This window comes from Pseudoalteromonas sp. RB2-MNA-CIBAN-0110 (assembly GCF_040309305.1).
Classification (GTDB): Bacteria; Pseudomonadota; Gammaproteobacteria; order Enterobacterales; family Alteromonadaceae; genus Pseudoalteromonas; species Pseudoalteromonas arctica.
Window position 1 is genome coordinate 1 of sequence record NZ_JBEOOQ010000011.1, and the last position, 11,293, is coordinate 11,293.

The 11,293-nt window shown below is 40.0% G+C and carries 8 protein-coding genes; 1 reads left to right on the forward strand and 7 read right to left on the reverse strand.

The window, feature by feature from the left end:
• Positions 1-339: 339 nt before the first annotated feature.
• The 7 genes from AAEY68_RS07580 to bioB form a co-directional block, all read right to left on the reverse strand.
• Positions 340-2,568 (reverse strand): endo-1,4-beta-xylanase, encoded by a 2,229-nt coding sequence (locus tag AAEY68_RS07580; protein WP_350585757.1) that lies wholly within the window; start codon positions 2,566-2,568, stop codon positions 340-342.
• Between the two features lie 610 nt (positions 2,569-3,178).
• The gene (gene htpX / locus AAEY68_RS07585) at positions 3,179-4,042 is read right to left on the reverse strand and encodes a protease HtpX (RefSeq protein WP_024593488.1); all 864 of its coding nucleotides are present in this window, start codon (positions 4,040-4,042) and stop codon (positions 3,179-3,181) included.
• A 212-nt stretch (positions 4,043-4,254) separates the two neighbouring features.
• Positions 4,255-5,838 carry an FAD-dependent oxidoreductase gene (locus AAEY68_RS07590; RefSeq protein WP_024593489.1) on the reverse strand — a complete coding sequence of 528 codons (1,584 nt, stop codon included), beginning with the start codon at positions 5,836-5,838 and terminating at the stop codon, positions 4,255-4,257.
• Positions 5,839-5,967: 129 nt separating this feature from the next.
• A complete protein-coding gene (gene bioD, locus AAEY68_RS07595; protein WP_024593490.1) occupies positions 5,968-6,651 on the reverse strand; it encodes a dethiobiotin synthase in 684 nt (227 codons plus the stop codon).
• 28 nt (positions 6,652-6,679) lie between these two features.
• Positions 6,680-7,555 carry a methyltransferase domain-containing protein gene (locus tag AAEY68_RS07600; protein WP_024593491.1) on the reverse strand — a complete coding sequence of 292 codons (876 nt, stop codon included), beginning with the start codon at positions 7,553-7,555 and terminating at the stop codon, positions 6,680-6,682.
• The gene (locus tag AAEY68_RS07605; protein ID WP_350585758.1) at positions 7,552-8,703 is read right to left on the reverse strand and encodes an aminotransferase class I/II-fold pyridoxal phosphate-dependent enzyme; all 1,152 of its coding nucleotides are present in this window, start codon (positions 8,701-8,703) and stop codon (positions 7,552-7,554) included. Before AAEY68_RS07605 ends, AAEY68_RS07600 begins: the two co-directional genes overlap by 4 nt.
• A gap of 10 nt (positions 8,704-8,713) precedes the next feature.
• The gene (gene bioB / locus AAEY68_RS07610; RefSeq protein WP_024593493.1) at positions 8,714-9,754 is read right to left on the reverse strand and encodes a biotin synthase BioB; all 1,041 of its coding nucleotides are present in this window, start codon (positions 9,752-9,754) and stop codon (positions 8,714-8,716) included.
• Between the two features lie 93 nt (positions 9,755-9,847).
• Between bioB and bioA the strand changes: the two genes are divergently transcribed.
• The gene (gene bioA / locus AAEY68_RS07615) at positions 9,848-11,149 is read left to right on the forward strand and encodes an adenosylmethionine--8-amino-7-oxononanoate transaminase (protein WP_350585759.1); all 1,302 of its coding nucleotides are present in this window, start codon (positions 9,848-9,850) and stop codon (positions 11,147-11,149) included.
• The last annotated feature ends 144 nt before the right edge of the window (positions 11,150-11,293 follow it).

An 11,293-nucleotide genomic window follows, 5' to 3' on the forward strand; every position in this document is an offset into this window, starting at 1 on the left:
TTCAATGCTAAGAGACGGTGTTTCATGGGTAGCGCCAAAAGTTATAAATTAACTATTGACGCCATAGTCTCTTGTTAAGTATTAAATGTTAAGTATTACTGGCTTTTAAGGTATTTTAGTTTACTCATGCTAAAGAACCCCGTAAACACATATAGCTTAAAAAAGTAACGATTTTATAAAGCAACACAAATAACTGTATATAAACACAGTGCATGCGATTTTGGTATTTAAACCCGCATATGCAGCCGATACTAAATTAAAAAGTGCTTATGAAAAAATAGCCCGCATAAAATTATGCGGGCTATTTAATTTAGGGTTAAATACGTTTATTTAAATATATTATTGTTCTCGTAATGTTAGTGATACATCGTCCACATAAAAGTCAGCTGTGATCTCGTTTGATTCAACATAAAGTAATGCGACACTTTCTTGTGTTGTGATTGAATGCGTGTAGGTACCTGACAACTGTACCCAACTACCCGCGCTTACTGTTGTAACGGGCGTGAGTTCAAGATACTCAGTGCTAGCGTGCTCTATTTGTAGGGTTAGTTTTACCCCTGGTGAAACAGTGCTGGTATCGTCAGATAACTTAATCCATGCAGACACATTATATATTTCACCTGCTGTAAATAAGCCTTTAACATCTTTTTGAATACCATTCCAAGTTTCAGTTCGCCCTTGTACTAAAGCACTATTACTGCCAGTGTGAGCTTGGGTTGCATCTAGGGTTATGCTTGCACTTCCGCGCGCTTGCCATGAATCAAGCCCAGCTTCAAAGTCACCATTGGTGAGCAGTTCTGATGAAGGTTTTGGCTCTACTACTTCAATTAGCTCTTTTAATGCATTTGCAAAACCTTGTAACGCTGGCTTAGCTGTATAGTCGTTAAAAAATAAAAGTGGCCATTCTGTAGTAGGCTCTGGCCAGTTTTGTAACCAGCTATCTTCGTCAATTACACCCCAAATAGTTATGCCACCGCGTTGATCTTCAGGGACAGTTTCTAAATAGGTTTTAACAATATTGTAGTAGTACTGCTTTTGTTCATCCGCTCTTTCACTTGTTAGGTAAGTTAAAGGAATGCCACCTTCGTTGTTCATTCGAACATCTAATTCGGTAATTTTAACTTTAATTTTAGGGCGAATATCGACCACTTTTTGAAGATGAGCTTGTATTGTAGAAATATCAGGGCTGTTGAGTGAAATATGAGATTGAAAACCTATGCCATCAATAGGCACGCCATTATTTTGAAAATCGTTAACCATAGATATAACGGCATCTAATTTGTCGGCGTTCCAAATTAGGTTGTAATCGTTGTAGTATAAATCTGCATCGGGATCGGCAGCTCTTGCGGCTTTATAGGCTAGCGGTAAAAATTCAGCACCTATGTTTTCAAACCACACTGATTCATCGGCACTGTCACTTGTGGTTTTTTCGCCACGGTATTTACCATTTTCCATAAACGCTTCGTTAACTACATCCCAACTCACTACGGTATCGTTAGCGCCTTCTTCTTCAAAATGAGTGGCTATTTGCGTTATGTGATCTTCCATCATTGTTATCCAAGCAGCTTTATCCCCTTGAAAACTTTGCATCCACGGTGCTATTTGTGAGTGCCACACAAAAACATGGCCATGCACGGTGAGTGAGTTGTCTTTTGCGTAGTTTACAAGCTCATCAGAATCATCATAAAAAAATTCGCCTTGGGTAGGTTGTAAATAGGTAGGCTTCATAATATTTTCGGCAGATAGTTGATTAAAGTGTTGTTCAATAATCGTTTTAATTTCTGGTCTATCTATTATGCTGTTACCAAAATCGCCCGCAGGCACAGCAACACCTATGTTAAAGTTAGGTGCTAAAGCTTTTAAACTTTGTGCTGTTACTTCGCTGTATTGCACATCAGGTATTTCTTCTGCTGGTACATCGTCTAAAATAAAGCCTGAAAACTCATCTATGTATATAGATTTATTAATGTTTTCTTCTTTTGAAAAGTGAATTGCTAATCTAACTAATGAGTCAGCTTCAGCAGTTGCTGCTGTTAATGTTATTTTTTGCCACTCGCCTGTTAGCGTTTCTTTTACTAGGCTAAGCTGGCCGTAATCTGGAGCGGGTGTTTGTATCCAAAAATCGGCACTGGTTCCCTCTTCACCTTTGGCCCAAACACTAAACTCGTAATTTTTACCGCCAGTAACAGGAATGTCCTCATAAGCTATTTCAATACCCCAAGGGTTATCACCTAATGTATTAACAGTAACCTGAACCGCTTTAGTGCCTTTGTAAGCATTAACGCCTTCTTCTGATTCGATTACTTCTATTGTTGAAGAAGCACTTGATTCTTGATCTGGCCTAAATACCCAATTTCCAACTGGTGTTGTTTGCCCTGCCGCGTCTTCTTCAAAGCTACCATTTATTATTTCAGCCGCTTCTGGGGCGTCAGGTACTGGCGTTTCTGGCACTACAACTTCAGGTGTTTGTACTTCTGGCACCTCAGCGTCGTTATTACTCCCTCCGCACGCCATTAATAGTGACACTAAGGTCACTAATCCAGTGTTACGAAAAATCGATTTTTTCATTTTTTATTCCTTAGACTAAAGCAATAAATGAGTCGTTTAGCAAAATGTTATAATCGTCATCTCAGTGAGTAAAAATGATGGAATATTTTACATCACTTCAAATACACTTTTATTCATAATGACTACAACTAATTTAATTAAACAAATACTCATCTATTTTTATTATTGTAATATCTCATCAAATTTTAATGTCTCTCTTGTGATAAACCACAAAGATAAATTAAAAACCAATGAGTTATAGTTAAGGTTTAAATTAAATTTTTACTGTTCAATATTGTGTGTGTGAATATATCATCATTAAATTAACCTAAAACCAACATTGTTATAGTCTAATTTACAATAACTATCAAGGTTAAAATTCACTCAGTTTTTTATTAGATATAATGGCTTAATAGTAAAATTGATACTTTTACTGAGGTGCTTAGTGGGCTTTGTTATGTAAGCTAATAATAAATCAGAAGGTAAATACAATAAAAAATAAAAGGGGTTACCGCTTAGCTAAACCATACAATTTATAGCTTTAATGATATGAATATAAGCGAATTGGTATAAAACAAAAAGCCAGCGATTAAGCTGGCTTATAGGTTTGCTAATTACGTTATTTAGCTAATTATTTACGTAGTGCGTCGATTCGTGCATCAAGCGGCGGGTGCGATGAAAACAATTCAGCCATGCCTTTGCCACTTGCAATACCAAAGGCCATCATTGAGCCTTCTAATTGCGAAGGATGGTTTTGCTTTAATCGCTCAATGGCTGATCGCATTTTGTCAGCACCAACTAGTTTTGCTGCGCCGCTGTCGGCTGCAAACTCACGTTTACGGCTGTAACTTGCAACTACTATGCTTGCTAATACACCAAATAATACTTGGAATAACATATCGAATAAGAAGTATGTCCAGCTACTGCCGCCCTCTTCTTCATCGCTATTAATAAAGTTATCTACTATGCCAGCCAGTACTTTTGCGGCAAATATTACAAAGGTGTTTACCACGCCTTGTATTAGCGTAAGCGTCACCATGTCGCCGTTAGCAATATGCGATACTTCGTGGGCAAGTACGGCTTCGGCTTGATCTTTGGTCATGTTGTGCATTAAGCCTGTGCTTACTGCCACTAATGAGTTGTTTTTACTTGGGCCCGTTGCAAAAGCGTTCATTTCTGGGCTGTCGTAAATAGCCACTTCTGGCATTTTAATACCTGCTTTTTGTGCTTGCGCAGATACCGTTTGTACAAGCCAATGTTCGGTTTCGTTTCGAGGCTGCGTAATTACATGCGCGCCTGTTGATTTTTTAGCGATCCATTTCGACATAAATAACGAAATAAACGATCCACCAAAACCAAATACGGTGGCTATAAGTAAAATTCCGCCAAGGCTACGATGGCTTAAGCCCAGCGCGCTCATTATTATTGAAAGCACTACACCTAATACCAACATAACCGCTAGGTTAGTTAATAAAAACAAAAATACACGTTTCATATTGTCCTCACAAAAATAGGTTTGATCACCGAACATAAAATTAAATTAGGTTAAAGCAATCACTGCGCCATGACACACTATGTCATAACGTTAGCGCTATTTTGTGACAAACTATGTCATAACACAAGTGTTATTTATGTGTTTATTGATAATTTTTTTAAGAAGCGTTTTACAGCAATTTTAAAACTGAAGTTTCTTTATAAATCAGCTTATTACAAGCTGTTATTTAGCTCTGCCATATCAATTGGAAATCCACGCTCGTGTGCCAATATGCGCGCAACTTCGTCAATACTTTCGCTGCTATTATGTTTAAGGTATGACCATTGATGGGTACTGCGGTGATGATTTACAGCAGGATCGCTGCTTATTATTCCCAATTTTATAAACTCACCCACTATCTGATCTGCCGCTATTAACGTTGACGATGCTTTAACATTTTCGGCCCGTGCATAATTAATATGCGAATATAAGCTTACATCGGCTACGCGCAAAGTGTCGTCATCACCTGGGATTTGTTGCCCGCCAAACAAGGCATTATTTTGTGTATTAGCAGTTTTAAACGCAGGTACAAACTCGGCTACATAATCAATTGCTGTTTGGGTGCGTGTTTGCAATGCTGCTTCATCCCAGCCATCTTTAATATAATGCAGATATTTATCGGGGAGTTTAGGTTGTGCGCTCATTGGCGTTGCATCAGCTAACCCATCATTAAACAATGTAATGTTGTTAGTCATGCCATGTATTTGAAAATATCCGTTAGGGTAAGGCGTTAACTGCGCCATACCTTCTGGCGTACCACGGTTACCATAAATGATTATTTCGGGTATTTGCCCACCAGCACCTTGCCAATGAGTAATGTAAGAGGCTTTAAATTCGACCATGCGTTTTACATCTACCCCAACCAGGTCGTCAATAATACCGGTTTGAAAACCACACGCATTAATAAGGTAATCTACCTCAATCGTTTGTGTATCGACTTGTGTATCGGTTTGAGTATCAGGTTGTTCATCAAGGCTTGGCTCTGATTGGTATTCAATGCGCCACTTAAGTGTTTGCTTATCATTATTGGTATTTATAACTGGCGATACACTTTTAACACTGGTGCTTGTTAAAACGTGAGCGTGTTTGTACTGTGCAAGTGCTAGTTGTGCACTGGCCGATAAACGAAATATATTCCAACCATATTCTTGTGCAACAATAAGCGGAAACTTTAACTTATCTAAATCTAAATGCTTAGCCACGGGTATCATCCACTCATCTAACGACGTGGGCTTCGCTACTTGTTTTTGCTTAGCAAGCTTTAGCATTTGCTCATAACTATATAACTGATAATAATGCTCTGGCTCGCCTAATATTTTGTTAGCGCTATCTTGCTCAACAAGCTCGCTGTAGGCTTTTACTAATTTATTTAAACGCGGAAATAAATCCTCGGGTGAGTCGTCATCGCGCTTAGGCACGGCAAATACTGTAGGGCGAACATCAATAGTGTGAGGATAAAGACGCGCAATATCTATACATTGCTTGAGTAAATCTATGCAGTCTTCGTCGGGTATTTCACGGTATAAGTTGCCACCTGCATGCAAATGGCACATTGGAGGGCCATCAATTAACGACTTTTTCTTTTCAAGTACATAAGTTTCTAACCCTAACGCAGCAAGCCTAATGGCAATTGTGGCGCCTGCTGTACCCCCACCAATTATGCCTACGCGTTTTTTAGGTAAGCCATAGTTTAGTGCTTTTGGCTCAGCGCTTACGTGCGCATCAGGGGCGTAGCTTTCAATAAATGGGTGCGTCATATAGTCGTTATGTCCTTAGTAACTTAGTAACATTGTCTTTAAGCAAGCTATGTATTTATAAATGTTTATATGTGTACTAAGGCTGACTATTTCAAGATTTACCTAAAAAAGTAAATCTTTTTAAACCACTTAAGTGTTTATAGATAATGCACTAAGCAAGCTTTTGTATATTTGTAACTTAGGAGTTTGCTCGCTGTATGGGCTTATAGCAAGTATTGGGAACGGTAAACGTGCTTTAAGTGAATCAAGGTTTGCTTGGTACTCGTCCATGTTTTTATCGACTTGGTTTGCAATCCAGCCAACACAGTTTATACCCATACTTTGCATATGCGCAGCGGTTAGTAACGCATGATTTAAGCAACCTAGTTTCATACCAACAACGAGTATTACCGGCATTTGCTCTGCTTTAACCCAGTCGTATAAATACTCCGTATTGTTAATAGGTAACGCCCAGCCACCAGCGCCTTCGGTAAGTATGTAATTAGCGCCCTGCTGTTTTACATCTTTATAAGCATCACTTAGTTTATCTATAGTAATACTAACCCCAACTTGCTCAGCGGCTATGTGCGGCGCAATAGGTGGCGCAAACGCAAACGGATTTACTACGTCGTATTTAGCGCTGACTGTTGCGCTTTCCATTAGTATTAGAGCATCAGCATTTACTAGTTGATCGAACGCCATTTCGCAGCCCGCAGCAAGGGGTTTAAAGCCAATGGCTTGTTTTTTGTGTTGGGCAAGTAACTTTAATAGCAAACTGGTAACGTGGGTTTTTCCGGCATCAGTGTCGGTGCCTGTTATAAAAAATTCTTTCATGCGTTGCCTTTAATGTCTTTGGGCTTATTTAGTGTTTTTCTAATGATAACAGCACCACATGATAAGACACACATGCTTTGTTATTTATAAGCGGATACGCACTGCATACTTTTTGTAGCGCCGATTTGGTAAGTAGCCCTTGGCGTGTATTGGTATGATTTTGCGTAGTAGCGCCAATAGCCTTAATTGAAGCAATAGCTTTTAAAGGTGTTGTGTATTCATCGGTGTAAATACGTTTTTTAGCACTATTAATAGTAAAGCCTGCCTTTTGGACTGATTGGTTTATATGCAATTCACTATTAAAGGTATTTATATGGCTGTTAGAATCAAGCGCGGCAAAGGCCGTTTTTATTTCGTTAAGTGAGCCCTCTACCACAGTGCTTATGTATGCCCGCCCGCCTAGTTTTAATATGCTGTAAAGCGATTGCATTAAAGCCGAAAAATTAGCAGACCACTGCACTGCAAAGTTACTGTAAATAACATCAACACTGTTTGCTTGCAGCGGTAAGTTATCCATATCTGCACATATTTTAGGTGTGGTTAAATTACTACTTTGCAGCATGTTTATGCTCAAATCCATGGCAATAACGCTTGCAAACATACTTTGTAAGGTATGCGTATTAACAAGTGGGCCTGCGCCTAAATCAACACAAAGCTTATTTTTATTAAAGCCTGGTTTTATAAGTTTAAATAGATCGGTCGCTGCGTGTTTTTGTACATTTGCATGGGTGTTATAATGCTCAGCTGCTTTTGAAAACTTACTTTGGGTGGACTTTTTAAGCTCCTTGTTTAGCTCCTTGCTTAAATCCTTGTTTAACTCTCTATTTGAATCGCTACCCACTAGGCACGGTTTTACAAGTTGTGTTTGCACTAGGTCTGTTTTTAATACTGGCTGAGCAATCATGCTATTGCACCTACTAAATGCTTAACTAAGTGCGTTATGTCTTGCTCGGTATGTGCGGCTGTTAAAGTAATGCGCAAACGTGAGGTGTTATGTGGAACCGTCGGCGGTCTAATTGCAGTGAGCCAAATACCCTCTTGTTTAAGTTTATCTGCCGCTTGCAACGTTTGCTCAGCGCAGCCTAATACAATGGGCTGTATGGCTGTGTTTGACTCCATAACTGCAATATTATGGGTTTTAGCGAGTTGCTTAAATAATGCAATATTGGCATTTAGCTTATTGCGTTTATCATCAGCTGTTTTTATGCTTTTAATACGCGCAAGTGTGTGGCTTGCCATAAGCGGTGACATGGCGGTTGAATACGTGTAATCGCGATTAAACTGCAGCATGTAATCAATAAACTGTTTACTGCCTAATACACACGCACCACTACTAGCCGCTGCTTTACCAAAGGTAATGACTAATATATCTGGAAGCGTTTGAGTAATAAATGCTTCGCAACTGCCCAAACCTGTTTTACCTAATGCGCCAAAGCCGTGTGCGTCGTCAATCATTAGCCATGCGTTGTGCTGTTTTGCAAGTGCGAGTAATTCTTTAAGAGGCGCGGTATCGCCATCCATCGAAAACACGCCTTCGCTTATAATTAGCTTGTTTTGCGCTTTTGATTTTTCGAGCCGTGAGCGTAAATGGTTCATGTCGTTGTGATTAAAACGGACTAAAGCCGCGTTACAATGCAGAGCACCGTCAATCAGGCTTGCATGATTTAACTTATCTTGAAAAATAGCGCTGTTTTGTGCAGCGGCTTTATCTTGAAACAACGCCTTAATTACGCTGCTATTAGCGCTAAACCCTGAGTTAAATAGCATCCCTGCGCCATAACCAAATTGCTCGCATAAGTATTGTTCAAGCGCTTTTTGCTGCGCCTGATAACCTGTCACTAATGCGGAGCTGTGGCTGCCTAATGCTTGGGAGTCATCAAGATTAACAGCCACATCTCCAAAGCCTAAGTAATCGTTACTGGCAAAATTAAGATAGGTTTTATTATTAACCGTTATGGTACGCGCTGTTGCATGTTGCACTACGTGGCGCTTACGAAGTAACGCATCTTGCTGGCGAGCTTGCAGATGCGTATTTATAAAATCAAAAGGCATAGATAAAAGCCTACGCTTCGTAAAACAATTCAGACGTTGCTTTGTCGGCTACTTGCGATGAAAGCGAGGCTTCAACTGCTTCGTCTGAATAGTCGTGACGCTTTTCTGGGTTCATACCTAATTTTTTAATTAGGTTCATATCGGCATCAGCGTCTGGGTTTTCGGTGGTAAGAAGTTTGTCGCCATAAAATATTGAGTTAGCGCCTGCAAAAAAGCACATCGATTGCATTTGCTCGTTCATGGCGTTGCGCCCTGCCGATAAACGTACATAACTGTGTGGCATCATAATGCGCGCTGTTGCTATGGTACGTATAAATTCAAAATGATCTAAATCGTCTGCGTTTTCAAGCGGTGTGCCTTTAACTTTAACGAGCATATTAATAGGCACGCTTTCTGGCTGTTGTGGCAAATTAGCTAGCTGCATCAGTAACCCATAACGGTCGCTTGCTTGCTCGCCCATACCGACTATTCCGCCTGAGCATACTTTCATACCGGCATCGCGTACGTGGTCAATGGTATTTAATCTATCTTGAAAAGTACGGGTTGATATAATTTGCTCGTAATACTCAGGTGACGTGTCAAGGTTATGATTATAGTAATCAAGCCCAGCGTCTCGAAGTTCATGAGCTTTTTCGTTTGTGAGTTTACCCAGCGTCATACAGGTTTCTAGCCCTAGCTCTTTTACTTCTTTAACCATTTGCGAAATGTATGGCATGTCTCTGTCTTTTGGATCTGACCATGCAGCCCCCATACAAAAACGCGTCGCGCCTTTTTGTTTTGCAAGGCGCGCTTGCTCTACTACTTTTTCTACTTCTATTAAGCGTTCGCGTTCTAAATCAGTTCGGTAATGCCCCGACTGCGGGCAATACTTACAATCTTCTGGGCAAGCGCCTGTTTTAATTGATAACAACGTAGAAATTTGCACTTCATTTGGGTTGAAGTTAGCACGGTGAACCGATGCGGCTTTAAAAAGTAAATCGTTAAATGGCATTTCAAATAATGCTTTAACTTCAGCGTGGGTCCAATCGTGACGAACAGGTGCAAGTTCCATAATACTCTCTTATTTTTTCTCAACGGTGATATTGGCTTAGTCTACGAGTTGAAGTAACATTGTCAACGAAGCCCATCAAGTTAAAGTTTACATATGATTAAAAAGAATACGATTGACCTTGATTTTGATCGTGAGCACATTTGGCATCCATATACATCTATGACTAAGCCAATTCCGGTATACCCTGTTACACATGCAAATCACAACATTATTCACCTCGAAGCTGGCGAGCAATTAATCGATGGCATGGCCTCGTGGTGGAGCGCAATACATGGCTATAACCACCCTGTTATAAATAACGCCATGATTGAGCAAATTAATAATATGAGCCACATTATGTTTGGCGGTATTACGCATAACAGCGCAGTAGAGCTTTGCAAAAAAATAGTAAATATAACGCCGCCTAGTTTAACTAAAGTGTTTTTAGCCGACAGCGGCTCGGTAAGTGTTGAAGTAGCAATAAAAATGGCGCTGCAGTATTGGTTAAGCCAAGGCATTACAACAAAACAAAAATTAATGACGCCTTACAAGGGCTACCATGGCGACACTTTTGCAGCCATGAGCGTATGCGACCCCGTTAACTCAATGCATAGTTTATATTCAGGCTTTTTACCTGAACACGTTTTTGTACCTGCACCGGTTAGTAAGTTTGGGGGCGAGTTTAACCAGGCAGAAGCACAAGAGCTTGAAGCGTACTTTAAAGCAAACCATAACCAAGTAGCCGCCTTTATCATTGAGCCAATAGTACAAAACGCGGGTGGGATGAACTTTTATCACCCTGATTATTTAGCCTGCGTGCGTAAATTATGCACTCAATATAACGTACTGCTAATTTGCGACGAAATTGCCACAGGCTTTGGCCGTACAGGTAAATTATTTGCTGTAGAGCACGCTAATATAGAGCCCGATATAATGTGTATTGGTAAAGCATTAACCGGCGGCTCAATGACACTATCGGCCACTATTACTAGCGATAAAATAGCCATTGGCATCAGCGAAGGTGAAGCAGGTGTTTTAATGCACGGCCCTACTTTTATGGGTAACCCGCTTGCCTGTGCTGCGGCCTGCGCAAGTATTGATTTATTACTTGAGCAAAACTGGCAACAACGAATAAAGCAGCTAAATACCCAGCTACAACAACTTAATAAATGCAGTGAACTAGATACGGTTGCCAATGTGCGTACCTTAGGTGCAATAGGCGTTGTTGAACTAAACGAGGCTGCTGGCAATGTTGATGTTGCTAAAATTCAGGCTTATTTTGTAGAGCAAGGCGTATGGATACGTCCATTCGGTAAACTAATTTACCTTATGCCACCGTATATAAGTGACGACACCAGTATAAAAACACTGTGTGATGCCATTTACAATGCCATTAAAGGCAAGCATTACGCTTAATAGCCGGTCTCAATAAAGGTTATAGCGATATTTGCTGTAACCTACCGCTACATTTAGTGTTTTTATCTATTAAGCGAGTTTGTAGTTATTGATCTCGTTAACTATTAGCTATATGATAATGTCTATCATTTACAATTACCTTTT

What these genes read in the sequence shown, in the direction of transcription:
- AAEY68_RS07590 (WP_024593489.1), bottom strand. Translation starts at nt 5,838, where the DNA reads ATGACGCACCCATTTATTGAAAGCTACGCCCCTGATGCGCACGTAAGC.
- htpX (WP_024593488.1), bottom strand. Translation starts at nt 4,042, where the DNA reads ATGAAACGTGTATTTTTGTTTTTATTAACTAACCTAGCGGTTATGTTG.
- AAEY68_RS07600 (WP_024593491.1), bottom strand. Translation starts at nt 7,555, where the DNA reads ATGATTGCTCAGCCAGTATTAAAAACAGACCTAGTGCAAACACAACTT.
- AAEY68_RS07605 (WP_350585758.1), bottom strand. Translation starts at nt 8,703, where the DNA reads ATGCCTTTTGATTTTATAAATACGCATCTGCAAGCTCGCCAGCAAGAT.
- AAEY68_RS07580 (WP_350585757.1), bottom strand. Translation starts at nt 2,568, where the DNA reads ATGAAAAAATCGATTTTTCGTAACACTGGATTAGTGACCTTAGTGTCA.
- bioB (WP_024593493.1), bottom strand. Translation starts at nt 9,754, where the DNA reads ATGGAACTTGCACCTGTTCGTCACGATTGGACCCACGCTGAAGTTAAA.
- bioD (WP_024593490.1), bottom strand. Translation starts at nt 6,651, where the DNA reads ATGAAAGAATTTTTTATAACAGGCACCGACACTGATGCCGGAAAAACC.
- bioA (WP_350585759.1), top strand. Translation starts at nt 9,848, where the DNA reads ATGATTAAAAAGAATACGATTGACCTTGATTTTGATCGTGAGCACATT.